The sequence below is a fragment of the Cobetia sp. D5 genome, assembly GCF_035666195.1.
GTDB lineage: Bacteria > Pseudomonadota > Gammaproteobacteria > Pseudomonadales > Halomonadaceae > Cobetia > Cobetia amphilecti.
The window spans coordinates 1,040,997-1,066,800 of the sequence record NZ_CP142020.1 but is presented as its reverse complement, the minus strand read 5'-3'; the positions used below and the strand labels follow the sequence as shown (position 1 = coordinate 1,066,800).

The 25,804-nt window shown below is 65.4% G+C and carries 25 protein-coding genes; 2 read left to right on the top strand and 23 right to left on the bottom strand.

Annotated features, from left to right (window positions below):
• Window positions 1-27 precede the first annotated feature (27 nt).
• The 7 genes from U0O11_RS04545 to U0O11_RS04515 all read right to left on the bottom strand — a co-directional run bounded on the left by U0O11_RS04545 (window position 28) and on the right by U0O11_RS04515 (window position 6,190).
• Complete coding sequence (locus U0O11_RS04545; protein ID WP_054554996.1) at window positions 28-822, bottom strand: energy transducer TonB; 795 nt, start codon at window positions 820-822, stop codon at window positions 28-30.
• Between the two features lies 1 nt (window position 823).
• Window positions 824-1,222: an ExbD/TolR family protein gene (locus U0O11_RS04540; protein ID WP_324691888.1), complete on the bottom strand. Its 399-nt coding sequence runs from the start codon at window positions 1,220-1,222 to the stop codon at window positions 824-826.
• Window positions 1,215-1,838, bottom strand: coding sequence for a MotA/TolQ/ExbB proton channel family protein (locus U0O11_RS04535; protein ID WP_082388107.1), 624 nt, complete (start codon window positions 1,836-1,838; stop codon window positions 1,215-1,217). The genes U0O11_RS04540 and U0O11_RS04535 overlap by 8 nt, the downstream gene beginning before the upstream one ends.
• On the bottom strand, window positions 1,831-3,282 hold the full coding sequence (locus U0O11_RS04530; RefSeq protein WP_225347704.1) for a MotA/TolQ/ExbB proton channel family protein: 1,452 nt from the start codon (window positions 3,280-3,282) through the stop codon (window positions 1,831-1,833). The genes U0O11_RS04535 and U0O11_RS04530 overlap by 8 nt, the downstream gene beginning before the upstream one ends.
• Window positions 3,282-4,193, bottom strand: coding sequence for a DUF3450 domain-containing protein (locus U0O11_RS04525; RefSeq protein ID WP_225347703.1), 912 nt, complete (start codon window positions 4,191-4,193; stop codon window positions 3,282-3,284). The genes U0O11_RS04530 and U0O11_RS04525 overlap by 1 nt, the downstream gene beginning before the upstream one ends.
• Before the next feature lie 321 nt (window positions 4,194-4,514).
• Entirely contained in the window at window positions 4,515-5,441 is a 927-nt protein-coding gene (locus U0O11_RS04520) for an electron transfer flavoprotein subunit alpha/FixB family protein (RefSeq protein WP_324691885.1), read from the bottom strand.
• Entirely contained in the window at window positions 5,438-6,190 is a 753-nt protein-coding gene (locus U0O11_RS04515; RefSeq protein ID WP_225347701.1) for an electron transfer flavoprotein subunit beta/FixA family protein, read from the bottom strand. The genes U0O11_RS04520 and U0O11_RS04515 overlap by 4 nt, the downstream gene beginning before the upstream one ends.
• Before the next feature lie 593 nt (window positions 6,191-6,783).
• On the opposite strand from U0O11_RS04515, the gene U0O11_RS04510 reads away from it, so the two are divergent.
• Entirely contained in the window at window positions 6,784-8,427 is a 1,644-nt protein-coding gene (locus U0O11_RS04510) for an electron transfer flavoprotein-ubiquinone oxidoreductase (protein ID WP_153635265.1), read from the top strand.
• A gap of 227 nt (window positions 8,428-8,654) precedes the next feature.
• Window positions 8,655-9,890 carry a dicarboxylate/amino acid:cation symporter gene (locus U0O11_RS04505; protein ID WP_225347700.1) on the top strand — a complete coding sequence of 412 codons (1,236 nt, stop codon included), beginning with the start codon at window positions 8,655-8,657 and terminating at the stop codon, window positions 9,888-9,890.
• Window positions 9,891-10,000: 110 nt separating this feature from the next.
• Here U0O11_RS04505 and U0O11_RS04500 read toward each other — a convergent pair whose 3' ends face one another.
• The 16 genes from U0O11_RS04500 to U0O11_RS04425 form a co-directional block, all read right to left on the bottom strand.
• A complete protein-coding gene (locus U0O11_RS04500) occupies window positions 10,001-10,942 on the bottom strand; it encodes a sulfurtransferase (protein WP_225347699.1) in 942 nt (313 codons plus the stop codon).
• A gap of 122 nt (window positions 10,943-11,064) precedes the next feature.
• On the bottom strand, window positions 11,065-13,584 hold the full coding sequence (locus tag U0O11_RS04495; RefSeq protein ID WP_225347698.1) for an ATP-dependent helicase: 2,520 nt from the start codon (window positions 13,582-13,584) through the stop codon (window positions 11,065-11,067).
• A gap of 106 nt (window positions 13,585-13,690) precedes the next feature.
• Window positions 13,691-14,335, bottom strand: a complete 645-nt coding sequence (locus tag U0O11_RS04490; RefSeq protein ID WP_225347697.1) for a DUF1285 domain-containing protein — start codon at window positions 14,333-14,335, stop codon at window positions 13,691-13,693.
• Window positions 14,336-14,377: 42 nt separating this feature from the next.
• Window positions 14,378-15,211, bottom strand: a complete 834-nt coding sequence (locus tag U0O11_RS04485; protein ID WP_225347696.1) for a TatD family hydrolase — start codon at window positions 15,209-15,211, stop codon at window positions 14,378-14,380.
• Window positions 15,212-15,320: 109 nt separating this feature from the next.
• The gene (locus U0O11_RS04480; RefSeq protein ID WP_043331891.1) at window positions 15,321-15,671 is read right to left on the bottom strand and encodes a PilZ domain-containing protein; all 351 of its coding nucleotides are present in this window, start codon (window positions 15,669-15,671) and stop codon (window positions 15,321-15,323) included.
• Between the two features lie 277 nt (window positions 15,672-15,948).
• Window positions 15,949-16,974 carry a DNA polymerase III subunit delta' gene (locus tag U0O11_RS04475; protein ID WP_054555003.1) on the bottom strand — a complete coding sequence of 342 codons (1,026 nt, stop codon included), beginning with the start codon at window positions 16,972-16,974 and terminating at the stop codon, window positions 15,949-15,951.
• Window positions 16,971-17,720, bottom strand: coding sequence for a dTMP kinase (tmk, locus tag U0O11_RS04470; RefSeq protein WP_213113336.1), 750 nt, complete (start codon window positions 17,718-17,720; stop codon window positions 16,971-16,973). Before tmk ends, U0O11_RS04475 begins: the two co-directional genes overlap by 4 nt.
• A 99-nt stretch (window positions 17,721-17,819) precedes the next feature.
• Window positions 17,820-18,821, bottom strand: a complete 1,002-nt coding sequence (mltG, locus tag U0O11_RS04465; protein ID WP_225347695.1) for an endolytic transglycosylase MltG — start codon at window positions 18,819-18,821, stop codon at window positions 17,820-17,822.
• A gap of 72 nt (window positions 18,822-18,893) precedes the next feature.
• Window positions 18,894-19,784: an aminodeoxychorismate lyase gene (gene pabC, locus U0O11_RS04460; RefSeq protein ID WP_225347694.1), complete on the bottom strand. Its 891-nt coding sequence runs from the start codon at window positions 19,782-19,784 to the stop codon at window positions 18,894-18,896.
• Window positions 19,785-19,902: 118 nt separating this feature from the next.
• Complete coding sequence (gene fabF / locus U0O11_RS04455; protein WP_043331892.1) at window positions 19,903-21,147, bottom strand: beta-ketoacyl-ACP synthase II; 1,245 nt, start codon at window positions 21,145-21,147, stop codon at window positions 19,903-19,905.
• Window positions 21,148-21,486: 339 nt separating this feature from the next.
• Window positions 21,487-21,720 carry an acyl carrier protein gene (acpP, locus tag U0O11_RS04450; RefSeq protein ID WP_024950601.1) on the bottom strand — a complete coding sequence of 78 codons (234 nt, stop codon included), beginning with the start codon at window positions 21,718-21,720 and terminating at the stop codon, window positions 21,487-21,489.
• Between the two features lie 100 nt (window positions 21,721-21,820).
• Window positions 21,821-22,564: a 3-oxoacyl-ACP reductase FabG gene (fabG, locus tag U0O11_RS04445; protein ID WP_043331893.1), complete on the bottom strand. Its 744-nt coding sequence runs from the start codon at window positions 22,562-22,564 to the stop codon at window positions 21,821-21,823.
• Window positions 22,565-22,624: 60 nt separating this feature from the next.
• Window positions 22,625-23,587, bottom strand: coding sequence for an ACP S-malonyltransferase (fabD, locus tag U0O11_RS04440; RefSeq protein ID WP_043331894.1), 963 nt, complete (start codon window positions 23,585-23,587; stop codon window positions 22,625-22,627).
• 287 nt (window positions 23,588-23,874) lie between these two features.
• Window positions 23,875-24,897, bottom strand: a complete 1,023-nt coding sequence (gene plsX, locus U0O11_RS04435) for a phosphate acyltransferase PlsX (RefSeq protein WP_192838427.1) — start codon at window positions 24,895-24,897, stop codon at window positions 23,875-23,877.
• Between the two features lie 29 nt (window positions 24,898-24,926).
• A complete protein-coding gene (rpmF, locus tag U0O11_RS04430) occupies window positions 24,927-25,097 on the bottom strand; it encodes a 50S ribosomal protein L32 (protein WP_065392644.1) in 171 nt (56 codons plus the stop codon).
• Window positions 25,098-25,130: 33 nt separating this feature from the next.
• Entirely contained in the window at window positions 25,131-25,661 is a 531-nt protein-coding gene (locus U0O11_RS04425) for a YceD family protein (protein WP_107335333.1), read from the bottom strand.
• Window positions 25,662-25,804 lie beyond the last annotated feature (143 nt).

Genomic DNA, 25,804 nt, shown 5'->3' with positions numbered 1-25,804 from the left:
GCCCGCGCCATGGGGTCTTGGGTTGCCTCAACGCAACTGAAACTCGAGCCGCTGGCGCGCCTGGCGCGCATTGCCCGCGGCCGGGAATTCCCAGCGCGCGATCGCCTTCATCGCCGCCCGGTCAAACACGCCCGACGGCTCGGCACGCACCACCCGCAGCGAGCCGCCATCGACATTGCCGTCCGGGCGAATCACGAAGGCCACCTCGACGAAGCCCTCGATGCCGCGGCGACGCGCGCGACTCGGATATTCGGGAGCGGTGCGCACGGTGGGCCGCGGTGAACCACCCTGCGCCGCCGGGGCCGCCTTGGGCTTGGACGGCTTCGCCGCGGCCTGTGATGACGCATCAGACGCCGACTGCGCAGATGAAGCGGCCTCGGCCTGCCTGGCGACCGCCTTGGGTTCCGGCTTGGCCTTGGGTGCCGGTTTCGGCGTCGGTTTCGGCTTCGGGGTCGGTTTGGGCGGACGCTCGACTTCCAGCGGCGGCAGGCTGTCATCCATGGTCAGCTCTGGCGTCGGCGGCAATGGTGTCTTGACCTCGGGAATTGCCACCGGGCTTGTCGCCTTGGGTGCCGGCATCGGCGCTGCCTTGGGTGGCGGCGGTGGCTCGGCCGGCGGCGTGGGCAGACTTTCACTCGCCGCCGGCGCGGGCGCCGGTGCCTCTTCAGGCGCCTGAACGGTGGAGACCGACAGAGGCTCCGGTGGCGGCGTGTCGTTCACCGGCGGCGCGACCAGCAAGGCCAGCGCATAGAACAGCACCAGCGCCAGCAAGGCACCACCGACAAGCCCGACGAGTCGATTGGCATACAGGCGTCGCGTCATGTCATTCGCCCTTCGAGGCGGCGACCGCGATGTCCTGCACACCCGCGTTGCGCAGTGCATCCATCGCCTCGACCAGCAGACCGGTCTGTGAGCGGCTGTCGGCCTGGATCACCACCGGCTGACCATCGGCAAGATCGGCCACGGCGTCGCCGACGCGATGGGCATCCACCGGCTTGCCGTCGACCCAAACCGCACCCTCGGCGGTGATGGCGACCATGACCGCCGCGTCAGGGCGTGCCGTGGCGTTGGAGGCTTCCGGACGCTGGATCTCGACCCCGGACTCCTTGACGAAGCTGGTGGTGACGATGAAGAAGATCAGCATGATGAAGACGACATCCAGCATCGGCGTCAGATTGATCTCGCCGCTGTCTTCCGCGGCCTCCATGCGACGTCTACGCATGTGGTGTCTCGCTTGTATCAGAGGAGGAATCAAAGCCGTTCGCAGCGGACATGCCGGAACGTGCATCGTCGACGGCGCGCGCCAGACGGTCGTGCAGGCGCTGGTCTTCACGACGCACCACGCGCTCGAAACGCGTGACGAACATCAGGCCCACCACCGCGACCGCCATGCCGGCCAGCGTCGGCAGCGTGGCGCGTGCCACACCATCGGCCATGGCACGCGCCTGACCGGTGCCGGCGATCGCCAACGAATCGAAGACATGGATCATGCCGGTCACGGTACCCAGCAGCCCCGCCAGCGGACAGATCAGCACCAGCAGCTTGAGCCACGGCAGCGGCGCACGCAGGCGTGACAGCAGCTCACGGGTCAGCACTTCGCGATGGGTGAGCGCCGACCAGCTGTGGTGCTCGCTGCGCGCCACCCAGTCGTGGATCAACTGCTGACGCGCCGGACGATGCACGAGCCGCCAGTAGAGGCCGCGTTCCAGCGCCAGCCCGAACAGCACCATGGCGATCAGGCAGATCACCACGATCAGCGGGCCACCGCTTTCCACCAGCCGCATCACTGGCGCGAAGCCACCGCTCAGCAAGGAAGAGGCGGCCAACGAATCAGGCATGCTCGGTATCCCGCTGACGCGCCGCCGTGCTGGCAGCCTTGCTCGGGGCGCGCTTCTCGAGGTGGTCGGCCAGACGTGCACTGGCGCGGCCCTCGAGGCGGCCCATCAGGCCCTTGGACAGACTGGAAAGCCCGGTCTGGGCGAACAGCAGCGGCACGGCGGTCACCAGACCCAGCACGGTGGTCACCAGCGCCTGGGAGATACCGCCGGCCATCAATTTGGGGTCGCCGGTCCCGAAGACGGTGATCGACTGGAAGGTGCCGATCATGCCGGTCACGGTGCCCAGCAGACCCAGCAGCGGCGCGATGGCAGCCAGCAGCTTGACCAGCGCCTGGCCACGTTCGAGCCTGGGCTGCTCGGCCAGCAACGCCTCATCGAGACGGGCTTCGAGCGCTTCCGGCTCGTGATCATGGCGCATGCCTTCAAAGCGATGCAGCACACGGCCCAACGGGTTGTCGTCACTGAGCTGGCTCAGGTCGGCTTCCTGACGCTTGACCGCCCGACGGGTCAGCGACAGGCGCACCAGCTGGATCAGCGCGATGATCAGGCCCAGCACGCCAAGACCGACGATGACGTAACCGACGGCGCCGCCCTGCTTGAGACGCTCACCGAGACGCGGCGCCCGCGCCAGCGCCTGGGTGACATCGCCACCGGTGGGATCGAAGCTCAGACGATCACTGTCGCCGGCATCGAAGGCCGCCAGCTGCTTGCGAATGCGCAGCGGCGTGGTACCCGCAAGGCCGAGGGTATCCAGCGCAGAGGGACCATCCACAGCCTTGTCTTCCGACAGCGGCGCCAGCAGGTGGCGACCACTGAAGGCCATCTGTTCGCCGACGCGCACGATCTCACGCGGCTTGATGCTGCCATCCGGCCCGGCCAGCGGTGCCTGGAAGCGCAGCGCGCGACCGCTTTCGGTGGCGATGCTGCGGATGTCCGCGGTCAGGGCGGCGAGTCGCTCGCGGCCCGGCACCTCATCGCGCGGCCCCAGGTCCGGCAGACGCGCCTGGCCGCCGACCAGCAGCCAGTTGCCCGCCAGTGCTTCACGCGTCTCGCGTGCATGCTTGCGTGCCACCTCGAACACCTGACCGAGATCGCCCTGCTGGGCCTGACGCTCTTCGTCCAGACCGCTGAGGGTCGCCTGTTGTTCCTGCGCTTCGGCCTCGAGGGTCGCGCGCGTCTCGCGCAGACTGTCACGCCGCGCCTCGGCCTCGCTGACCGCCGCTTGCAGCGCCTCGCGATCCGACAACAGGGTGTCGAGACGCGCCTGGTCGCGGCCCTCGGCCTGACTGGCGGCCTGTTCGAACTGTTCGACGCTCAGTGACTGCTCGGCACTGCCGGTCGCCGCCAGCACGGCGGGAGATGACAACGTCAGCAGCCCCAGGGTGCCGGCCGTCAGCAACAGGCGTGACAGAGACGCACGTGGCGCTTGTGAATTCGTCGCCATCAGCTGGACTCCTGCGCGGTACGGGTAGTGGTGGTACGTGTGCTGGTGACTGCCGCGGCAGCCTGATCGGCGCTCTCGAGCGCGGACTGCGACAGGCGCCCCTTCGGAGCCAGCTCGACGTCCTCGACCGGCACCGACAGCGGCAGGGTCACCAGTGACGGTGCCTGCTGGTCACGCGCCATGCTGATGCCCTTGCGCAGCGCTTCCAGGCCGCTGTCATCCAGTACCTGCCAGCTGCCATTTCTGGCCTGCCAGGCGCCACCATGCTGACCATCCAGCGTCAGGTAATAGAGGCCGACGCGGCCGACACGCAGATACTGCACCTCGGTGTCTTCCCCACCGACAAGCCCTGCGCGCCAGGTATCGAAGCCCTGACCGTAGCTCAGCTCCTGCTGCCAGGCGTTGAGCAGCTGATCAAGACGCTCGTCATTGCTCAAACTGGCATTGGAGAGGTTGTCACGCAGACGCTGGACGCGCGCGAGGCGCTCGCCCTTGAGAAACGGCAGGTCCTGCTCGATGAAGTCCGCCAGCTCCTCGACCTGCTGACGCAACAGGCCCGGCAGCGACTCACGCGTGGCCTCGAGATTCTCCAGCGCCGTGCGCTGGCGCTCGATACGCGCCGCGCGGTCAGCATTCAGCGGCGTCAGTTCCGCGGTATAGCTTTCCAGACGCGCGGCTTCCTGACGCGCTTCACGCAGGCGCACCAGCAGCGCACGCGTCTCGTCATCGGCGGCGTCGATGCGCGCCTGCAGCTCACGCTGGGTTTCCTGATGAGTGGCGGCACTGTCACGCAGTGTCTCGGCATGCGCCGGCAATGCGGTGGCTGTCAGCGGTGCAATCAGCACCAGCGCCGGGAGCAGGCCGCCAAGGGCTCGCACGCACGGGAAGGGGAAAGAAGTCGAACGCCGCACGGACATCTCCTGAAGAACTAGGCTTGGTTGCATCCTCGGTCGCCTGCCAGGCCGCTAGTGGCTTCCGAGTGGAAATGCAAATCACTGGCATGGACGGTATTACAAACAAGAACAATTATCAATTGATCTTGCCTCGCTCTGCCCCATCAGCAGGCCCTGAAACCTGCAATGCAGCGTTGCACTTTTCTCCTGACGCTCTCTCCCCTGCCCTCGCCCCAACCCTTGCCTGTAGACACAAAAAAACGCGACCCGCCGAAGCGGGTCGCGTTGATTGGCCAGGCCACCTTGCGGTGTCTCGGCCTCAGCCTTGCGGGGCGTTGCTCAGAGCTTGCCTTCCAGCTCCGGCAGTACCTCGAACAGATCCCCGACCAGGCCGTAATCCGCGACCTGGAAGATCGGCGCTTCGTCGTCCTTGTTGATCGCGACGATGACCTTGGAGTCCTTCATGCCCGCCAGGTGCTGGATCGCCCCGGAGATGCCGACGGCGATGTAGAGGTCCGGCGCGACGATCTTGCCGGTCTGGCCGACCTGCATGTCGTTGGGCACGAAGCCGGCGTCGACCGCAGCGCGAGAGGCACCGATGGCGGCGCCCAGCTTGTCGGCGATACCGTTGAGCAGCGCGAAGTTCTCACCATTGCCCATGCCGCGGCCACCGGAGATCACCACCTTGGCGGAGCCCAGCTCAGGGCGCTCGCTTTCGGCCAGGGTTTCCTCGACGAAGCTCGAGACGCCTGCATCCTCGACCACGTCCACGGCCTCGATGGCCGCCTGTCCGTCGAGCGCGACCGGATCGAAGCCGGTGGCACGCACGGTGATGACCTTGAGCACATCGTCGCTATTGACGGTGGCGATGGCGTTGCCGGCGTAGATCGGGCGCTGGAAGGTATCGGCGCTCTCGACGGCGATGATCTCGGAGATCTGCGCCACGTCCTTCAGTGCCGCGACACGCGGCATGAAGTTCTTGGCGGTGGTGGAGGCGCTGGACAGCACATGGCTGTAGTCATCGGCCAACGCCACGACCAGTGCCGACAGGTTCTCGGCCAGCTGATGGGCGTAGACGGCATTGTCGGCGACACGCACACGCGCGATGCCGGCAAGCCTGGCGGCCTGCTCGGCGACGGCGCCTACGCCCTCACCGGCGACCAGCAGATCGATATCGCCACCGATGGCGGTTGCGGCTGCCACGACACTCGCGGTGCTGCTGGTCAGCTGGCCATCATGATGATCGGCAATGACGAGAATGCTCATGAGATCACCTTTGCTTCGTTCTTGAGTTTGTCCACCAGCTCATCGACGGAGCCGACCTTGATGCCGCCCTGACGCTCGGCCGGCGGCGTGACCTTGACCAGTGACACCTTGGAGGCCGTGGAGACACCCAGCTCTTCCGGCGTCTTGACGTCCAGCGGCTTCTTCTTGGCCTTCATGATGTCCGGCAGCTTGGCGTAGCGCGGCTCGTTGAGGCGCAGGTCAGTGGTGACCACCGCCGGCAGGTTCAGCTTGACGGTCTGCAGGCCGCCATCGATCTCGCGGGTGACGCTGACGCTCTCGCCATCGACCACCACTTCGGAGGCGAAGGTACCCTGCCCCATGCCAGTGAGTGCCGCCAGCATCTGACCGGTCTGGTTGTTGTCGGCATCGATGGACTGCTTGCCGAGAATCACCAGGCCGGGCTGTTCTTCCTCGACCACCTTGGCCAGCAGCTTGGCCACGGCCAGCGAGTCGACGGCGTCATCGGTCATCACCTGCACGGCGCGATCGGCACCCAGCGCCAGCGCGGTACGCAGCTGCTCCTGGGCGGCCTTCGGGCCGATGGTGACGGCCACGACTTCGGTCGCCACGCCCTTTTCCTTCAGGCGCACCGCTTCTTCCACGGCGATCTCGCAGAAGGGGTTCATGGCCATCTTGACGTTGGTCAGATCGACGTCAGACTGGTCAGCCTTGACGCGAATCTTGACGTTGTAATCGATGACGCGTTTCACCGCGACGAGTACTTTCATGGTGTCCTCGCTGATTTCTCATGGAGTACCAGTGACCGTGAGGCCGCCAGCGCTCGATTCATGCAAGCGTTTGATAGGTGAATATCTTCCACAGATGACCGTGATGACAAGTGTCTCGCCACGATATCCGCTGGCACCCGACGGATGAAGTCAGCCAGACCGGCGTGGTTTTCACTCTCCGGGCGCCGCCATTCTCATGCGGGCATCTTGCGCAGAATTGGTTGCCGGGGTCAAACCTGACAATCACTCTCAACACGCCCGAGCGTGAAACCCATCGGGCGATTTCCTGCAACGCCCCCGGTGGCTATTACGTCAGACCCAAGCATAATAAACAAACGGTCGTTTTAAATGCTACTGTTGCGGCATGCTATGCGGCTGCTTCGCGCCAGCGCCTTGTGTCGAGCGGCCGATCGTCCGTGCAGGACATGGCGTACCAGCGTGAGTCGCACCCCTATTTTCACTCCGACGAGTCGTGCCCTGACGCACGCCACGCCGGAGGTTCACTGCCCAGCGAACGACTGTGGTCGTTCGTGACACGCCCGCCCCGCCGGATCCGCGGGGCCCTGACGGCGCAAAGATTGAGGAGACGGGTCATGGAACGCGAATTCATGGATTTCGACGTGGTCATCGTCGGTGCCGGCCCTTCCGGCCTGGCGGCGGCCTGCCGACTGATGCAGCAGGCCAACGCGGCCGAGAAGGAGCTGACGGTCTGCGTGGTCGAGAAAGGTTCTGAAGTCGGCGCGCACATCCTGTCCGGCGCCGTGCTCGAACCGCGTGCACTGACCGAGCTGTTCCCCGACTGGGCCGAACGCGGCGCACCGCTCAAGACGGCCGTCACCCGTGACGAGGTCGTGCTGCTCAAGGATGACCAGAAAGCGCAGGTCATCCCCAATGCACTGGTTCCCAGGACCATGCACAACGATGGTAACTACATCATCAGCGCCGGCAATCTGACCCGCTGGCTGGGCGAGCAGGCCGAGGAGCTGGGCGTCGAGATCTTTCCGGGCTTCGCCGCCCAGGAAGTGCTGCATGGCGAGGATGGCACGGTGCGCGGCATCGTGGTCGGTGACATGGGTGTGGCCGCCGATGGCAGCGAGAAGGATGGCCACATGCCGGGCATGGAGCTGCGCGGCAAGTACACCCTGTTCGCCGAGGGCTGCCGTGGCCACCTGGGCAAGCAGTTGATCTCGCGTTTCTCGCTCGACAGCGAAGCGGACGCCCAGCACTACGGCATCGGCTTGAAGGAGCTGTGGGATGTGCCCGCCGAACAGCACCAGCCGGGACTGGTGGTGCATGGCAGCGGCTGGCCGCTCAAGGGCAACGCCGAAGGCGGCTTCTTCCTCTATCACACCGATGACCAGCAGGTGGTGGTGGGCCTGATTGTCGATCTCGCCTACGACAACCCGTACCTGTCGCCCTTCGATGAATTCCAGCGCATGAAGCAGCACCCGACCCTGGCCCGCCATCTCGAGGGCGGCAAGCGGGTTTCCTACGGGGCGCGTGCCATTGCCAAGGGCGGCCTCAACTGCCTGCCCAAGATGAGCTTCCCGGGCGGCCTGCTGATCGGCTGTGACGCCGGCACCCTCAACTTCGCCAAGATCAAGGGTCTGCACACCGCGATGAAGTCCGGCATGCTGGCGGCGGAAAGCGTGTTCGACGCCATCAAGGGCGGTGACGAAGGCGGTGAAGACCTGGTCGACTTCGGCAAGCGCTTCAAGGACAGCTGGGCCTATGAAGAGCTGGACGCCTCGCGCAGCTTCGGCCCGGCCATGCACAAGTACGGCACCTTCCTCGGCGGCGCCTACAACTTCCTCGACCAGCTGACGGGCGGCCGCCTGCCGACCCTGCATGACACCACGCCGGACTACGCGCGCATGCGCCCGGCGGCTGAGTGCACCAAGATCGAGTACCCCAAGCCGGACGGCAAGCTGTCCTTCGACAAGCTGTCCTCGGTGTTCCTCTCCAACACCAATCACGAGGAAGACCAGCCGTGCCACCTGCGCCTGTCCGACCCGGAGCTTCCGGTGCGTGACAACCTGCCGCGCTACGCCGAGCCCGCCCAGCGCTACTGCCCGGCCGGTGTCTACGAGATCGTCGAGGAAGCCGGTGAGCCGCAGTTCCAGATCAACTTCCAGAACTGCGTGCACTGCAAGACCTGTGACATCAAGGACCCGGCGCAGAACATCACCTGGGTCGCGCCGGAAGGCGGCGGTGGCCCCAACTACCCCAACATGTAAGCCCCTGCTGCCCGCCAGCTGACAACGCCGCCACTGCCCTGCCGTGGCGGCGTTGTCGTGTCTGGCCCTCCTCATTCCTCAGCGCCGCAGGCGCGGAAGCCTTGCGCCCCGTAAGTGCTTCTTGTTTTATTCCAAAACAATCTCAAAGCGATTGTTGATATAACAGCTTCTCGGTAGCACATTAGCCTCCCTCGAATTCAGACTCACGCCATCGCTTCGGAGCCACCATGTCCGTCACACGCCAGATACTGCTCGCCCTGGGGCTGGGCATTCTCAGCGGCCTTGCCCTGAACGCCGGGGCAGGCGCTCTGCCCGAAGGCAGCGTCGCCTGGCTCGACAGCCACCTGCTGACGCCGGTGGGTCAGATCTTCTTGCGCCTGCTGCAATTCGTGGTGGTGCCGATGGTGTTCGGCGCACTGATCATGAGCCTGACCAACCGCGAAGGTGGCGCCGACGTCGGTCGCCATGCCGGACGCCTGCTGGGCAGCTATGTGGTCACCAGCGCCGTGGCACTGACGCTGGGCATGCTGGTCGCGCATTGGCTGACGCCGGGCAGCGGCGCCGAGAGCCTGGTGGATTCAGCACCTGAAGGTCGCAACGCCGACAGCATCGCCCAGTGGTTGGTGGGCCTGGTGCCCAACAACCCCTTCACCGCGCTGGGTGGCGGCGGCCTGCTGCAGGTCATCTTCGCGGCCGCCCTGATCGGGCTGGCGATGCGCGCCCTGCCAAAGGAAAGCGCGCCGCTGCATCACGTGATCGAGAGCGGTTACACCGTCAGCCTCAAGGTGCTGTCCTTCGTGCTCAAGCTGGCGCCGGTGGGGGTCTTCGCACTGATCACCTCGGTGATCGCCACCCAGGGGCTGGACCTGCTGTTGCGCCTGGGCATGTACGTGATCGGCCTGATCATCGCGCTGGCGCTGATGGCACTGCTCTATCTGGTGCTGCTGGCCGTCACCGGTGCCCGCCCGCTGGCCTTCGTGCGCCACTTCGGCCAGAGCCTGGGCTTCGCCTTCGGTACCGCAAGCTCCGGCGCGACCCTGCCGCTGGCGCTGGGCAATGCCCGCGACTACGGCATGAATGAATCCCTGGCCAGCTTCGCGCTGCCCTTCGGGACTGCCCTCAAGCGTGACGGTGCCGCCGTGCTGCAGGGCTTCAATGCGCTGTTCGTGGCGCAGCTGTTCGGCATCGATGTCACCACCTCGCTGGTGATCACCGTGTTCACCACCGGCCTGCTGGTCAGCTTCTCGACGGCTGGCGTGCCGGGTGCGGGGCTGGTCGCGATGACCACCGTGCTGGGCGCGGCAGGGCTGCCGCTGGAAGGCGTGGCCGTGGTCGCCGGGGTGGACCGCTTCACCGATGGCCTGCGCACCGCCCTCAACGTGATGGGCAACTGCGCCAACGCCGCCCTGCTGGAACGCTTCGATTCGCGCAAGCCCGCCGCGGAGCCCAAGTCGCAAGCGTAAGCACGCACGCAAAGAGTCAGGTAAAGCGCCCCACAAATGACAACGCCCGCCAGAGGTTTCTCTGGCGGGCGTTGTCATTTGTGAAGCCGTCATCGCACTGGCGCGTGCGTCTACTTCTCGCTGGCCTCACCGGTGGCGACCGGACGCGCGGGATCACTGATCCAGTCACTCCAGGAGCCGGCATACAGGCGCGGCAGCGGCAGCCCCGCGATCGCGAAGGCCAGGATGTTCTGGCAGGCACTGATACCGGAACCGCAATAGGCGATCACCTCACCCTGCGCCGGCAACAGGCTGCGCAGCTCACGCATCAGGCTCATGCGGTCCTTGAAGCGGCCATTGGCTTCCAGATTGCTGGGGGTCGGCCGGCAGAATGCCCCGGGGATATGGCCTGCCACCGGATCGACCGGCTCCTGCTCACCGCGAAAACGCGCCTCGGCCCGGGCATCCAGCAAGCTGTCATCCGTAACGGCCACCTCTTGGGCGCTGACCAGCAGGCTGTCATCAAAGCTCGGCTGCCAGTCGCTGGGTGTGGGGCTCACCGGTTGGGCAGGCGCACGCTTGAGCTCGCCCATGGCCTGATTCCAGGCCTGGATTCCGCCATCCAGCACCCTCACATCCGGATGCCCGGCCCAGGTCAGCATCCACCACAGCCGCGCCGCCGCCATCTGCCCGCCCATGTCGTCATAGACCACCACCTGCTGCTCGGGCGTGATGCCGAGGCGGCGGAACAGCTCGGCCGTCGCCTGATGTGACGGCAGCGGATGCCGCCCGCCCACGCCGTCCTCGCGCACGGCGGCCGACAGATCACGGTCCATATCGACATGGATGGCACCCGGCAGATGGCCTTCACGCCACAGACGCTCGCCGGCTTCCCCATCGTCGAGACGCGCACGGCAATCCAGCACCACAGGCGACTTGAGGCCCGCCATCGCCAGCTGGGTCACCAGCTGGCTGGCATCGATCAGGGGCGCCTGGCGCTGGTCCGGCACCAACAGCGATGAGGCGGAGACGGAGGCTGCCGCCAATGCGGCAGGATCAGGATACTGAGCCATGGGAACTCCTTTTCAGGCAGACGAAGATGCGCTGCAGGCATGATGGTGCTCGGCGCAAGGCTTGGCAATCGCGCTGCCTTGTCGCCCGAGTCTCAAGTCCATTGTCACAAGGGTCACAAGGGTCACAAGGCTGTCAGCGGGGCACGCGTGGCGATCAGGCGGCGCTTGTTGCCATCGGCGAAGCGCACCTCGATCAGCGGATTGGCCTCATTGCCGGAGACCTCTTCGATCACCCCCTCACCGAAGCTCTCGTGACGCAAGCGCTGACCGACCTCCCAATCACCGACGCGTCGCAGCACGGCCGGCTCGCCGCGTGGAGAGCGATTGCCCTGTCGAGCGCCGCGAGCATAGGTGCCGCCCGAGCTGGACTGGCCTTGCGCAGTCGACTTGCTGGCCGGCTTGCCCGGGGACTTGGCGACCTTCTTCGGCAGCGCTTCCAGCGTCGGCGGCGTGATGCCGTGACGTGCCAGAGGCAGCCGCGCCAGATAGGCCTCGCCAAGTGCCGGCGCCGCCACACGCAGGCGCTCGTCGCTTCCGTCCGCTGACTCGCGGGAGGCCTCATCGCCGTCCTCGGCCTGCAGACGGGCGAGCTTGGCGCGCTTGCCGGCACCGTGAATCCAGTCGCCGAGGCGGGTGCAGTCCTCCACGCACAGCTCGGCCAGGAAGCGGCTTGGCGTATGCGTGCCGCCGTCACGCCACAGGTGCAGCTGCTCGCGGGCACGCGTCACGCCGACATAGCACAGGCGTCGCTCCTCCTCGAGGCGCTCCGGCGACAGCGGGTTGTCACGCGAGTAGGCCGGGAAGTCTTCCTCGTTCATGCCCCACAGCCCCACCAGCGGCCACTCCAGCCCCTTGGCCCCGTGCACCGTGGTGATCAGCACGCCGTCGGCGGCGTCCTCGACCGGATTGCGCAGCAGATTGATGAAGGCGTCGGGGTCATTGGCCAGTTCCCCTGCCTGCTCGATCAGCACATCCAGCAGGCGCACATCCTCCTCGCCCTTGTCACGCCGGGCCGCGGCGCGGCGCAGCACCTTGTCGGCCTCCAGCTCATCGACCACATGACGCAGCAGCCGCGCGGGCGCCCAATCGCCCAGCGAGGGCAGATCACACAACAGCTTCCAGCGCTTGTGCAGGTTGCGGCGTTGCAGCGGCTTGAGCCCCTCGAGGATAGGGTCTTCCTTGCGTGGCCAGCGCTGGCTGTCGGCTAGTTGCTGACACAGGCGCTCGAGGCGCTCGCGCGCGACGAAGGCGGTGGGCTGGGTGAACAGCAGCAGCAGGTGCGCCGGGTCGCGCAGACGCGTGGCATCACGCGCCAGCTCCAGATAGCCCGCCAGCGCCTGCACCAGCGGCAGACGGAACACGAAGCGATCCCCCTGCCCCAGCCGGAAGGGAATGCCGGCCTTGAGCAGCTGCAACTGCACCGGTACCGACAGCGCCCAACTGCGCACCAGCACGGCGGCCTCGGCGCCACTGCGACCCGACTCTCGCCAGGCCGTGAGCGCCGCGACCAGACTGGCGGCGCCCTGGCCTTCGAACAAACGCGTCGCCGGCGTGCCGGGCGCGGCCAGACACAGCTGGTCCGGGCGGCGCGCATTGGCGGCGATGGCGTGATTGGCCGCCAGCGCCAGACGATGACCGTGGCGAAAGGTGTAACTGAGCGGGAAATCCAGCGGCGCGGCGAAGCTCTCGGCAAAGCGCGTCAGCATGTAGTCAGGCCGCGCGCCACGCCACTCGTAGATGCACTGGTTGGCATCGCCCACGGCCATGACTTCTGCCATGGCGCTGGAGGCTGCGGGCGACGACTCGCCGCCGGACGGCGCACCCGCCAGCAGCGCCAGCATGCGCTGCTGCGCCTCATTGATGTCCTGATACTCATCGATGATGACGTGCTGCAGATGCCCCTGGATGCGCGCACGAGTCTCGGGCTCCTTCTCCAGCTGACGCAGCGGCCGGTAGAGCAGATCGGCATAGGTCATCTGGCCGTACTGCTCGAGCAGCTGCTCCAGCTGAGCGAAGGACTCGACGAAGTGGCCGGTGTGCTCGCCGAGATTCATGCGCTCATACAGCAGCGTCGGCTCGCACATCTCGGCCTTGACCAGATCACAGAACTGGGCGAGCGCTTCGAGACGCTCGCCCTCGAGCGCTGCCTCACGATCGGCGCGATCGGCATCGCCCAGCGCACGCTGGGCGGCCTGCTTGAGCAGACGCTCCAACGCCCAGTCCTGCTGGATGAGTTCGCGCGGCTCGAGGCTGCCCCAGCGCACCAGGGTGGTAGTCAGGCGATGGCCGATGGAGTGGAAGGTGCGAATGTCGGGTAGCCGTGTGCCCGGCGGGGCCGACTGCGCCAGCTTGGCGACGAAGTCCTCGCGCGCCGAACGGTTGAACATCAGCACCAGAATCCGCTGAGCCGCAATGCCTTCCGCCAGCAGGCTCAGCACCCGCGCCACCAGCGTGGTGGTCTTGCCGGAGCCCGCCACCGCCGCTACCCGCGCATGCCTCCCACGATGCGCCACCACGGCGCGCTGCTGATCCGTCAGCCGTTGCGTCAGCTGATCGACGGCCAGCGCCAGTGGCGATGCTGCAACGTCTGGCCCGGAGGTTGCGGTGCTGTCGGGCTCGATGGGAGGAAGTGGTGACGACATGAAGACCTGCAATGGCTGACGGCGAGAGAAAAGGAGCGAAGCAGAACGCGAGGGGCATACGAAAGAGAGAGCGGAAGGCGGCAGGCTCAAAAAGGCTCAGACAGGTTCAGGCCTCGACCTCATCGGCCGCCAGCTGCCCCAGAATCTGGAAGCGCCCGCCGCTCATGAAGCCGAGTGTCAGGCTACCGTCTTCCTGCTCATGCGTCTCGGCGCTCTCGAGCAGCCGATAGTAGAGATTGCGGTGCAGGCGCGCGGCAAGGCCGAAGCGCACCGGCACTTCCGGTAGCCACAGGCCGTCCGGCGTCTCACTCAGCGTCAGGCAGGTCTCCCCTTCCAGCCGCACGACATCGCCCTGATCGGTGACCAGCTGCCAGACGTCCGGCCGAGGCTCTGTCTGTCCGGGCTCTGGCTGACCGGGCTCTGGCTGACCGAGCTCAGCCGGCGCAGAATCACTCTCGACGCGGGAGCAGTCCACCGCCAGGAAGGGGCGGTCCTCGACCTGGATGGTGACCTTCTCCGCCGGCGTGACCAGGCAGTAGCTGCCATCGGGCTCGCGGCGCAGGACACGCGACAGCATGTGCACCAGCCGCGCACGGCCGATGGGCGTGCCCTCGTGCATCCAGCGCCCGTCGGCGCAGATGACGAGGTCCATCTCGCCACAATGCGCCGGGTGCCATTGATCCACCGGCGGCAATGCCTTGCCGCTGGTGGCCTTGTCGCCCAGCTGGGTGAGGATGGCGGCTGGATTCATGACGTTCCCTCCCTGGTGGTCAGATCATGCGGGGCATCACGCTCAATCGATGAGCATACCGCTGCTGGCCAGCGCTTCGCGAACGTTGTCCGGCGCTTCCGGCGCAGCGGCGCGGAACAGACGATAGAAGTTGGCGGTGGTCTGCATCGCCAGCTCATCGACGGTGATGCCGCGCTCGGTGGCGATGCATTCGGCGACCTCGACCACATTGCCCGGCACATTGGAGGTGCCACGGTACGGCACCGGCGCCAGATAGGGGCTGTCGGTCTCGATCAGCAGGCGGTCCAGCGGGATGGCGCGTGCCAGCTCGCGGACGTGTTCGGCGTTGCGGAAGGTGACGATACCGGAGATGGAGACCATGAAGCCGTGGCCCACCGCGACGCGCGCCATGTCGAGATCTTCAGTGAAGCAGTGCAGCACGCCACCGACAGCGGGGTCCGTGTGCTGCTTGATCAGCGCCAGGGTGTCTTCGCGCGCTTCGCGGGTGTGGATGATCACCGGCAGCTCGAGCTCACGCGCGGCGATCAGATGGCGCGTGAAGCGCTCGTACTGCAGCTCGCGGCTGACGCTCTCGTAGTGATAATCGAGACCGGTCTCGCCGATGGCCACCGCGCCGAAGCGCTCGGCGCACTTCTTGATGTCCTCGACCGTGGGTTCCGGGTCGACCTGATGCAGCGGATGCACACCGGCGGAAATCACCACATCCTCATGCTGCTGGGCGATGGCCGAGATCTCGGGCACATCGTCGAGCGTGACGGCAATGGCGAGAAACTGGTGCACGTGACGGGCGCGCGCGGCGTCCAGCACAGCCTCGAGGCTGCCGCCGTGCTCTTCCAGTTTCAGACGATCAAGGTGGCAATGCGAATCGACAAACATCCGGAACTCTCACTACTGATGGCCACGCGCTGCGCGGCGAAAAACGTGCTCGACCGGCGGGCGCCCATGGCACTGCCGGTCGAGATGATGAAGCGACGCTGCGCTCGCGCTACAGCGTATAGGTCGCGTGACCCTTGCCGAGCATGCCGGCCAGGTGGTTCTCGATATGATCGCGCACCTGGCGGTCCTCTTCACTGAAGTGGATGCCGATCCCGGCAGTGCGCCGGCCACTGACGCCCTGCGGAGAAATCCATACCACGCGCCCGGTGACCGGAATGCGCTCGGATTCCTCAGGCAGGGTCAGCAGCAGATAGACCTCCTGGCCCATGGTGTAGCGCTCGGTGGTCGGCACGAAGATGCCGCCGCGCACGAGGGTCGACATGTAGGCGGCCAACAGGGTCTTCTGATCACGAATGGTCAGCGAGAGCGCCTTCTGGCCTTGCTGTGGAGCGGTATCCATCCTTCACCTCCGGCCGGTCTCCCGGCACATGCAGTCCCGTGACGAGCGTCAGCGCTCACATGAGGGCTCACGCTGCGTATCAATGCGTATTCTTCGGCCATTGCCTGCTGTTATCTGACGCAAGGCGAGCAAGCGGCCTGGCTGGCTTCAGTCTAGCCTGCCCGCCTTGCCTCGCGCAGCCTCGTGGCTTTCCACGCGGGCATCGCTCAGCCCTTTCCTCGGCTCTTCGCTCAGACCTTCACTCGGACCATCACGCCAGAAAAAGCCAGCTGCGCATTCAGGAGCGCAGCAAGGCGGCCCAACGCACCAGCCAGGCTTCCAGCACCAGCTGTGGGTTGGGGTTGCCGCCCGCGGCCAGCAGACGGCGCTGCTCGCGGGCGAAGTCCAGCAGCTTGAACCAGTCCTGGGTGCGCCCGTTCTTGACCGCCTGTCTCAGCAGCGGCTCGAGACTGGGGTCACGCAGGTCACTGGCGTTGCCGGACAGGCCCATGCGAATCAGGTCTTCCAGCCAGGCAATACCGTACCACAGCACCTGCGCCAGCGGTTGGCGCTCCAGTCGCCACGCCTCGGCCACCGGCTCACCACCGCGCACCAGCGCATCGAACAGCTCGCGCAAGGCCTGACGCAGCTGACGCTGCTCCGCCTCGCCAAGACGCACCGCCAGCTGCGGCAGACCGCCCGCCATGCGCAGCAGGGCCTGAGCATCCTCGCCCAGCTGCTGCGTGAGCCACGGCAGGCTCTCTTCGGCCGGCGGAATCACCAACGGCCATTGCTGACAGCGCGAGCGGATGGTCGGCAGCACCCGTGACGGCATGTCGCTGAGCAGAATGAACAGCGTATTGGCACCGGGCTCCTCGAGGCTCTTGAGCAAGGCGTTGGCCGAGGCGATGTTCATCGACTCCGCCGGTTGCAGCCGGATGACGCGGTAGCCGCCCTGCTGGGCCGTCTGGGAGACGAAGCGATTGACCTCACGGATCGGGTCGATGCGGATCATCTTGCCGACATCCTGCGGCGCGACCGCCATCAGATCAGGGTGATGCCCGGCCGCCAGCATATGACAGCCATGACATTCACCACAGGCCGCCGCGCCGGGCTTGCCCTGGGCGGTGCGACACAGCACGCGGGCGATCATCGCATCGGCCAGCTCATGCTTGCCAAGCCCCGATGGCCCGCTGAGCATCACCGCATGCGGCAGGCGACCGTTGTCGTGTACCGCGGTGAAGTGTTGCCACAGCGAATGCTGCCACGGCAGCGGTGAGAAGCTCGAAAGCGTGACACCACTGCTGACGTCTGAAGCACTCATGGCTGCTCATCCGTGGCAGTGTTCGCCTGCCAGGCCGCCACGCGAGCCGCCAGTACCGCCGCGATATCGGCCTGCACGGCCTCGAGCGACTGACCGGCGTCGATGGTGGCAAAGCGCTCGGGGTCGGCATCACGACGCATGTGATAGCCGACACGCACCGCCTCGAAGAACTGCTCGGCTTCCTGCTCGATGCGGTCGGCGCCTTCACCGGTCTCGGCGCGGCGAGCGGCCAGACGGCCACGCGCCGCCTCGACCGGCATGTCCAGCAGCAGGGTCAGGTCCGGCTGCAAGCCTTTCTGCACCAGGGATTCCAGCGCCGAGATATCGGCCAGCGGCAGGTTGCGGCCACCGCCCTGGTAGGCAAAGGTCGCGTCGGTGAATCGATCGCACACCACCCAGGCACCGCGCGCCAACGCCGGGCGAATGGTCGCGGCCAGATGCTGGGCACGCGCGGCGAACATCAACAGCAGTTCGGCATCATCACTCAGCGACTCGGCCGGCGCCGGGTCCAGCAGCAACTGGCGAATGGCTTCCGCTCGCTCGCTGCCACCCGGCTCACGCGTGCGCACGACCTCGAGGCCATGCGCCTCGAGCTCGGCGACCACGAAGGCGACATTGGTGCTCTTGCCGACGCCTTCACCGCCTTCCAGCGTGATGAAGCGACCAGCGGGCGAAGCCTGGGTGGCCGCCGCGCTGGCGGCGTGGCGAGAAGACGTCGTGCTTGATGCGCTCGGACGTGAAGACATGATGTTTCCTGATTCAGACAGCAGATGACTCGCGACGAAAGCCCCGTGCAGCATGGCAGACCCTGTTCGCCACACGGGTTTCAGCTCATTCGCCACGCATTACCGATTGAGAATATAACGGCGCACGGCATTGTTGTGCTCGCGCAGCGTGCGCGAGAAGTGATGCCTGCCCTCACCCTTGGCGACGAAGTAGTAGGTATCGCCTTCCTTGGGGTGCACCGCCGCTTCCAGCGCGGCGCGCCCGGGCATCGCGATCGGCGTCGGCGGCAGACCGGTGATCACATAGGTATTCCAGGGCGTCGGCTTGCGCAGGTCGGCACGCGATAACGAGCCATCATAGTCCTTGCCCAGGCCATAGATGACGGTCGGGTCGGTCTGCAGGCGCATGCCACGCTCCATGCGACGCTTGAAGACGCCGGCGATCTCGTCGCGCTCTTCCGGCGCGCCGGTCTCGCGCTCGATCAGTGACGCCATGATCAGCGCCTCGTAGGCGCTGGTGATCGGCAGGTCGTCGTCACGCCCGGCCCAGACTTCCTCCAGCGTCTTGCTCATGCGGCTATAGGCCTGCTTGTAGAGCGAGAGGTCGCTGATGCCCTTGTGATAGCGGTAGGTGTCCGGGAAGAAGCGCCCTTCCGGCTTCTCGCCCTCGGCACCGACGGCCGCCATCAACTCTTCATCGCTCATGTCGCGAGTCGTGTGCTCAAGCTTGGGCGAGGCGTCCATGGCAGTGCGCATCTGGGCGAAGGTCCAGCCCTCCGGCACGGTCAAGGTATAGCTGACCACATCGTCACTGGACAGCAGCGCCACCAGCTCACGGCCGTTCAAGCCCGGCGTGAGACGGAATTCACCGGCGCGCAGGCCATTGACGGCCTCAGGCTCGAGGCGCGACCACACCTTGTACGGCCAGCTCGCCTCGATGATGCCCTGTGACTCGAGCTCGCCCACGACCCTGGTCAGGCTGGCGCCCTTGGGCACCTCGAACAGCTGTTCCTTCTCGATCGCCAACGGTGACAGCAACTGCGCCTGCCAATAACGAAAGCCCACCACACCCGCAGCCACGGCCAGCACTACCAGCATCAGGAGGATCTTGAACACTCGCATAATCAGGTTTCCAGTCTTCATGGCGAAGGCGACGACCGCACAGGCATGCCTGCTGACACTCGTCGTCTTCCGTCAGTTCGCGGGCTCGCCCAGCAAGCGCGCGACAGTGTGATTCAACTCGTCCAGCGCCGGATGCGCCTCATCCTTCCACTCAGCCAGAATCGCGCCATCGGGCTTGAGCAGGGTGCGCAGCGGCCAGACGCCCTGCACGGAATTCATGACGACGACCTGCTCGGCCCACGCGAGTGACTCAAGCCCCTCGCGCACTCGCTCGAACGTCATCTCGGCCTCAAGCGCCGCCAGCAGCGTGCCCTCGACACCGGCACGATCAAGACACGGCGTGAACCAGCGCCCGTCACGATACCAGGCCAGATTCATGCTGGTGGCCTCGATCAGCTCGCCCTGCGCATTGAGCAACAGGCCCTCGCTGATGGCCGTGTCGCTCCACTCACGGCGCGCCAGCACGTTCTCGAGCCGGTTGAGGTGCTTGAGCCCCGCCAGTGCCGGTTGCTCGGCCACACGCAGCTCGCAAACCCGCGCCGTGATGCCACGCCGCGCCTGCTGATTGACCGCAAAAGGCGTCGCACGTGCCCGCAAGCGCGTCTCCGGTGACTCAGGTGCCCTGTAGCCCCGCCCGCCGGAGCCGCCGGTGACGATCAGCTTGAGCACTTCAAGCCCCTCGCCCTGGCAGACCGCCAGACAGCCCGCCAGCTCAGCTGACGAAGGCGCCGCAATTCCCAGCCGCTGACAACCGCGCGTCAGGCGCGCCTCGTGCCAGGACCACAGCTGCGGCTGGCCCTCACGCACCAGGATCGTCTCGAACACGCCCTCGCCATAGGCGAGGCCACGGTCATCACTGGGCAGATCGGCGGCGAGCGCCGCAAGAGAGCGCTTGTCGTAAGCGCTCCTTTCATCAGAGGCCCGGTCATCTGAGCTCTTGCTGCCAGAGGCATCAGTCGTCATCGATACAGCCCTCCAGAGAACGGTTGCGGACACGATACGCAAGGCAGGTGACACCCCACAGACAAACGCGCCCCCGGATGGGAGCGCGTCTGAGGAGAGAGAACACGAAAGCGTGTGATCAGTCCTTGAGCTTGCCGAACACCAGCGAGCCGTTGGTGCCACCGAAGCCGAACGAGTTGGACAGGGTGTACTCGATCTTCATGTCACGTGCGACGTTGGGCACGTAATCGAGATTGCAGCCCTCGGCCGGGTTGTCCAGGTTGATGGTCGGCGGCGCGATCTGGTCACGCATCGCCAGCACGCAGAACACGGCCTCGACCGCGCCGGCAGCGCCCAGCAGGTGACCGATCATCGACTTGGTGGAGCTGACCGCCACATCACGTGCCGCGTCACCCAGCACCGACTCGACGGCGAGGCTTTCCGCCTTGTCGCCGGCATTGGTGGAGGTGCCGTGGGCATTGATGTAGTCGATCTGGCTCGGCTCGAGCTTGGCATCACGGATGGCGTTGCGCATCGCGGCGGCCGCACCACGGCCGTCTTCGGGCGGCGCCGTCATGTGGTGAGCGTCGTCGGACATGCCGAACCCGAGCACCTCGGCGTAGATGGTCGCGCCACGCGCCTTGGCGTGCTCGTACTCTTCCAGCACGACGACACCGGCGCCGTCGGACAGCACGAAGCCATCGCGGTCACGGTCCCACGGACGGCTGGCCGCCTGCGGATCATCGTTGCGGGTCGACAGCGCACGCGCTGCGGAGAAGCCACCCAGACCCAGCGGCGTGGTCGCCATCTCGGCGCCACCGGCCACCATCACGTCGGCATCGCCATAGGCGATGGTACGTGCGCTGTAACCGATGTTGTGCGTCCCGGTGGTACAGGCGGTGGTGATCGCGATGTTCGGACCACGATAACCGAACTGGATCGCCAGATTGCCGGAGATCATGTTGATGATGGAGCCCGGCACGAAGAACGGCGAGATGCGACGTGCACCGCCCTTCTCCAGCGCCTTGTGGTTGTGCTCGATCATCGGCAGGCCGCCGATACCGGAACCGATGGCGACACCGATGCGCTCGGCGTTGTCTTCGGTGCATTCAATGCCGGAGTCGGTGATGGCCTGGTGGGCCGCCGCGATACCGTATTGGATGAAGAGGTCCATCTTGCGGGCCTCTTTCGGGTTCAGGTACTGACCCACATCGAAGTCCTTGATGGAGCCACCGAAACGGGTATTGAAACCGCTGACATCGAAATGCTCGATGGCCGCGATGCCACTCTTGCCCGCCTTGATGTTGCTCCAGCTTTCCTCGACGGTATTCCCGACCGGGGTTACCAGGCCAAGACCTGTTACCACTACCCTTCTGCGAGGCATCGTGTCTCCTCCAAAACTATCGAATTGGCACGCCAGGGCCATGGACGCCCGGACGGTAATTGAGCGCATTATACAGAAACCTGGCCATGCGTGGGCAGTCGGTTTTCAAGCGCTTTTCTGGCCACTTTCACGAAGGAATTCCGACACTTGCCACAAGGGGACATTTGTCACGAAGCCCACCGCCTACCACCAGGCAATGCGCGCCCTGTCGGCGCGGCATTGCGCAGCACATCCCTGAACGACAAGAGCCGCACTGAGGAACAGTGCGGCTCTTGAACGTACAGACAATTGCATCACGACCATGAGCAACAGGTTGCTCCGTGATCGCTTCAACACACCTTACTGGTGGTTGACGATGTAATCGATAGCTTCCTGCACGGTGGTGATCTTCTCTGCTTCTTCGTCAGGAATTTCAGTATCGAATTCCTCTTCAAGAGCCATCACCAGCTCGACGGTGTCCAGGGAATCGGCGCCCAGGTCTTCAGTGAAAGAGGAAGAGTTCTGGATTTCTTCTTCTTTGGCGTTCAGGCGCTCAGCCACAACCTTCTTGACGCGTTCTTCAATGGTGCTCATTTAACAATCACTCCTAGTGGTACGGAATCCGCAGCTCGAAAAAGCTGGGCGTAGTTTATAGGCCACCCCAAAAGGACGCAACCACGTCCCTGCGTGGGGTTCAGCGCATGTTCATGCCACCGTTCACCTGCAACGTCTCACCGGTAATGTAGCCTGCTGCATCACTGGTCAGGAAGCCGACTGCCGCAGCAATCTCTTCCGGCTGGCCAAGGCGCGCCAGCGGGATGTTGCCGAGCAACGCTTCGTGCTGCGCTTCCGGCAATGCTTCAGTCATGTCAGTGGCAATGAAGCCCGGCGCCACTGAGTTGACGGTAATATTGCGTGACGCGACTTCGCGCGCCAGCGAGCGGGCAAAGCCTTCCATGCCTGCCTTGGCGGCAGCATAGTTGACCTGACCGAGGTTGCCCATGGTCGCGACCACGGACGAGATGTTGACGATGCGGCCGAAGCGCGCCTTGGTCATGCCGCGCAGGCAGCTCTTGCTGACACGGAAGACCGACTTGAGATTGGTGTCGAGCACCGCGTCCCAATCGTCTTCCTTCAAGCGCATCAACAGGTTGTCACGCGTGATGCCGGCATTGTTGACCAGAATGGTCGGGGCGCCGAAGCGCTCGCCGATTTCCTTGAGCACGGCGTCGACGCTGGCCTGATCGGTGACGTTGAGCAGCATGCCCGCGCCTTCGATACCGTGCGCCTCGAGGTCAGCGCCGATGGCCGCTGCCCCTTTCTCGCTGGTGGCAGTACCGATCACGATACGGCCCTGACGGCCGAGTTCACGGGAGATGGCTTGGCCGATGCCACGACTGGCACCGGTCACCAGTGCGATTCTGCGTTCGCTCGTCATCTTGAGTCCTGAGTTGGCTGATCCAAGTCACATGGCCGGCCAGATGGGCCAGCCACGAGCTTACTGATTCTGTTCGGCAGCGGTCTCGCGGGCAAGTTCCAGCGCCGCTTCCAGGCTATCCGGATCATTCACGGCCAGGCCACGTGCCTGACGCTGAATGCGCTTGCCAAGGCCGGTCAACACCTTGCCCGGGCCGCATTCGATGAAGCTGCGCGCGCCACTGTCGAACATGGCATTGACGCAATCGGTCCAGCGCACCGGCTGATAGAGCTGCTCGATCAGACGCTGACGCAGTGTCTCGACATCGTCATGCGCCTTGGCATCGACATTCTGGATGACGGTATAGCGCGGCGCACGGAAATCGATGGCATTCATCGCCTCGGCCAGCTTGTCGGCCGCCGGACGCATCAGATCACAATGCGACGGTACCGACACCGGCAGCGGCATGGCGCGCTTGGCACCCGCTTCCTGACATGCCGCGATGGCACGCTCGACGGCAGCGGTGCCACCGGCGATGACGACCTGTCCCGGCGCATTGTAGTTGACTGCCGCGACCACTTCACCCTGTGCCGCACTGGCACAGGCGGCTTCGACCTGGGCATTCTCGAGACCGAGAATGGCCGCCATCGCGCCCTGGCCCTGCGGCACGGCAGTCTGCATGGCTTCGCCGCGCAGATTGACCAGCTTGACGCCCTCGGCGAAACCGATCACGCCAGCGCAGACCATGGCGCTGTATTCACCCAGGGAGTGACCGGCCATGCGCGCCGGGCGCGGGCCTTCCAGCTCCTGCCAGACGCGCCAGATGGCGACACTGGCGGTCAGAAGCGCCGGCTGGGTCAGCTCGGTACGATTGAGCTCCTCCGCCGGGCCTTCCTGTGTCAGGTGCCAGAGATCGCGCCCCAGCGCGTCAGAGGCTTCCTCGAAGGTAGTGCGGACCACGCTATAGCGCTCCGCCAGCTCCCGCAGCATGCCGACCTGCTGGGAGCCCTGTCCCGGGAAGATGAGGGCCAGGGAATCTGTCATTGCTGTCACCATTTCCATCTGTTCAGGTGGGACTGACACGGGTCAAGAAACCCGATTTCCACTGGCTCGCAAGCGAGACGACCACTGTCGTGTCTCACGCTTCTGCCAGGGGAAAGCCTGCTTCCTGTCATTTACGTCATGCTGCTGTCCTGCGGGGGCTTCCTGCAGGAGCTGCCTGCCCCTGATTCCCGTCCGCCTTCACCGCCCGGCCGCGAAGCGCTGGCATTGTCGCACCGTGTGCGCCGAAGCTCGACCCCAACAGGAACAAATCAGACCAATTTACTCATTCAGCGTGAGTATGTGCCTTCCAGGGCCTGCGCCAGGCGCGAGGGCAACTGCTCGCGAGCCTCGCTGGCCGCGCGCGTGACGGCAAAGGCAAAGCCTTCCGCCGCCGCGCCGCCGTGGCTCTTCACCACCACGCTCGCCAGGCCCAGCAGGCTGGCGCCGTTATAGCGCACCGGGTCCAGTTCACGCGAGAGTCGTGTCAGCGCCGGGCGCGCCAGCCACGCCATCAGGCGCGTGCGCCAGCTGGCCGCCAGGGTCGCCCCCAGCTGTGCCGACAGCATCTGCGCGAGCCCTTCACTGCTCTTGAGCACGACATTGCCGACGAAGCCGTCACAGACCACCACATCTACCTTGCCGGAGAAGAGGTCGCCGCCCTCGACAAAGCCAAGGTAGTCGAAATCCGACTCGCTGCCAGCCAGCAGGGCGTGCGCTTCCTGCACCTGCGCAGTCCCCTTGACCGACTCGACCCCCACGTTGAGCAGCCCCACTCGTGGACGCTCGACCGCGTCGATGAGGCGACTGCGCATCGCGCCCATGCGGGCGAACGCCAGCAGGTGATGCGGTGCGACATCGACGTTGGCGCCGAGATCCAGCAGGCTGCAGGCGCGCGCGCCGCGCGTGGGCACCGCGGCACAGATGGCAGGTCGCTCCACCCCTTTCACCCTTCCCACTTCGCGCATGCCCAGCGCCATCAAGGCGCCGGTATTGCCGGCACTGACACAGGCATCCGCCTGGCCGTTCGCCACCAGGCCCAGGGCCTGAGACATGCTGCTGGGCTCGCGACTGCGCAGGACGCGGGACGGGCGAGCATCAGACGCGACAATGCCGTCGACAGCGAGTGTCTGAAGGCGATCACGAACACGGGAGAGTGAAGCAGGGAGGGAGTCTAACTCGGCATCCAGTAGATGCTGCGGGCCGACCAGGATGGCGCTGAGTTGCGAGTCTCGCAACAGCGCACTGGCCGTGCCCCGTAACGTAGCGCGGGGACCGAAGTCCCCGCCCATCGTATCGATGGCGATACGCACGGCGTTACGCCGCGCGCTGCATCAATGCCTTATGCATCAACGACTTTGCGGCCACGGTAGAAACCGTCGGCAGAGACGTGGTGACGCAGGTGAACTGTACCGGTTTCCTTGTCCTGGGACAGGGTCGGTGCAGTCAGGGCATCGTGGCTACGACGCATGCCACGCTTGGAACGAGTTTTGCGGTTCTGCTGAACTGCCATGGGGATTACTCCAATCTTGTCGACAAATTGAGTTCAGTGCTTGTCCTTCAGGGTGCGAAGCACACTGAATGGATTCACAGCGGGTGCGTCCGAGGCCTCGGGTTCCACACCGCTGGCCAGCTGGTCGCGAGAGACGGCACAATCGGCCTCCTCGTGGTAGACCACCTGCGGCAGGACCAGGAGCACTTCATCCTCGATCACTGTCAGGAGATCCAGCTGTTCGTTTTCCACCACTACCGGCTCGTACTCACCGGGCAGCTGCGCTGCCAGCGCATCGCTGGTCACCAGACCCAACAGGAACTCGCTGGAAAGCGGCTCCGGCTCGGTGGGTCCCAGACAACGCTGACATAGCAGACTTGCCTCGAAGGCGATGGAGCCTTCGATGAAGCTGCGACGTTGAGTGTCGATGTCAAAGGTCATGGAGACGCTGACGTCCCCTTCCTGAGCACCGATGGCCTCAACAACACGGGGCATGTTCGCCAGTGGAATCACGCCTTCAAGGCGTTTACCCGCTGACGCCAGCCGGTAGGGCTCGACCTTGGTCGGCAGTCTTGTGGTCAACATAGGCGCGCCATAATAGGGATTCCCCCTCCCGGTGTCAAAATGCATGAGCAACTTGTTGCTTTTGCCAGCCCCCTCACCATCACGCTTTCACGTCGATATGCGACAACTGACACTGGGCTACACGTCCAGCGCGCGATTGTACG

What these genes read in the sequence shown, in the direction of transcription:
- fabG (WP_043331893.1), bottom strand. Translation starts at nt 22,564, where the DNA reads ATGACGAGCGAACGCAGAATCGCACTGGTGACCGGTGCCAGTCGTGGC.
- U0O11_RS04545 (WP_054554996.1), bottom strand. Translation starts at nt 822, where the DNA reads ATGACGCGACGCCTGTATGCCAATCGACTCGTCGGGCTTGTCGGTGGT.
- U0O11_RS04510 (WP_153635265.1), top strand. Translation starts at nt 6,784, where the DNA reads ATGGAACGCGAATTCATGGATTTCGACGTGGTCATCGTCGGTGCCGGC.
- U0O11_RS04495 (WP_225347698.1), bottom strand. Translation starts at nt 13,584, where the DNA reads ATGTCGTCACCACTTCCTCCCATCGAGCCCGACAGCACCGCAACCTCC.
- U0O11_RS04480 (WP_043331891.1), bottom strand. Translation starts at nt 15,671, where the DNA reads ATGGATACCGCTCCACAGCAAGGCCAGAAGGCGCTCTCGCTGACCATT.
- pabC (WP_225347694.1), bottom strand. Translation starts at nt 19,784, where the DNA reads ATGACGACTGATGCCTCTGGCAGCAAGAGCTCAGATGACCGGGCCTCT.
- tmk (WP_213113336.1), bottom strand. Translation starts at nt 17,720, where the DNA reads ATGTCTTCACGTCCGAGCGCATCAAGCACGACGTCTTCTCGCCACGCC.
- U0O11_RS04500 (WP_225347699.1), bottom strand. Translation starts at nt 10,942, where the DNA reads ATGGCTCAGTATCCTGATCCTGCCGCATTGGCGGCAGCCTCCGTCTCC.
- fabD (WP_043331894.1), bottom strand. Translation starts at nt 23,587, where the DNA reads ATGACAGATTCCCTGGCCCTCATCTTCCCGGGACAGGGCTCCCAGCAG.
- U0O11_RS04535 (WP_082388107.1), bottom strand. Translation starts at nt 1,838, where the DNA reads ATGCCTGATTCGTTGGCCGCCTCTTCCTTGCTGAGCGGTGGCTTCGCG.
- U0O11_RS04490 (WP_225347697.1), bottom strand. Translation starts at nt 14,335, where the DNA reads ATGAATCCAGCCGCCATCCTCACCCAGCTGGGCGACAAGGCCACCAGC.
- U0O11_RS04530 (WP_225347704.1), bottom strand. Translation starts at nt 3,282, where the DNA reads ATGGCGACGAATTCACAAGCGCCACGTGCGTCTCTGTCACGCCTGTTG.
- U0O11_RS04515 (WP_225347701.1), bottom strand. Translation starts at nt 6,190, where the DNA reads ATGAAAGTACTCGTCGCGGTGAAACGCGTCATCGATTACAACGTCAAG.
- rpmF (WP_065392644.1), bottom strand. Translation starts at nt 25,097, where the DNA reads ATGGCAGTTCAGCAGAACCGCAAAACTCGTTCCAAGCGTGGCATGCGT.
- U0O11_RS04425 (WP_107335333.1), bottom strand. Translation starts at nt 25,661, where the DNA reads ATGTTGACCACAAGACTGCCGACCAAGGTCGAGCCCTACCGGCTGGCG.
- U0O11_RS04485 (WP_225347696.1), bottom strand. Translation starts at nt 15,211, where the DNA reads ATGTTTGTCGATTCGCATTGCCACCTTGATCGTCTGAAACTGGAAGAG.
- U0O11_RS04505 (WP_225347700.1), top strand. Translation starts at nt 8,655, where the DNA reads ATGTCCGTCACACGCCAGATACTGCTCGCCCTGGGGCTGGGCATTCTC.
- acpP (WP_024950601.1), bottom strand. Translation starts at nt 21,720, where the DNA reads ATGAGCACCATTGAAGAACGCGTCAAGAAGGTTGTGGCTGAGCGCCTG.
- U0O11_RS04475 (WP_054555003.1), bottom strand. Translation starts at nt 16,974, where the DNA reads ATGAGTGCTTCAGACGTCAGCAGTGGTGTCACGCTTTCGAGCTTCTCA.
- fabF (WP_043331892.1), bottom strand. Translation starts at nt 21,147, where the DNA reads ATGCCTCGCAGAAGGGTAGTGGTAACAGGTCTTGGCCTGGTAACCCCG.
- mltG (WP_225347695.1), bottom strand. Translation starts at nt 18,821, where the DNA reads ATGCGAGTGTTCAAGATCCTCCTGATGCTGGTAGTGCTGGCCGTGGCT.
- U0O11_RS04520 (WP_324691885.1), bottom strand. Translation starts at nt 5,441, where the DNA reads ATGAGCATTCTCGTCATTGCCGATCATCATGATGGCCAGCTGACCAGC.
- U0O11_RS04540 (WP_324691888.1), bottom strand. Translation starts at nt 1,222, where the DNA reads ATGCGTAGACGTCGCATGGAGGCCGCGGAAGACAGCGGCGAGATCAAT.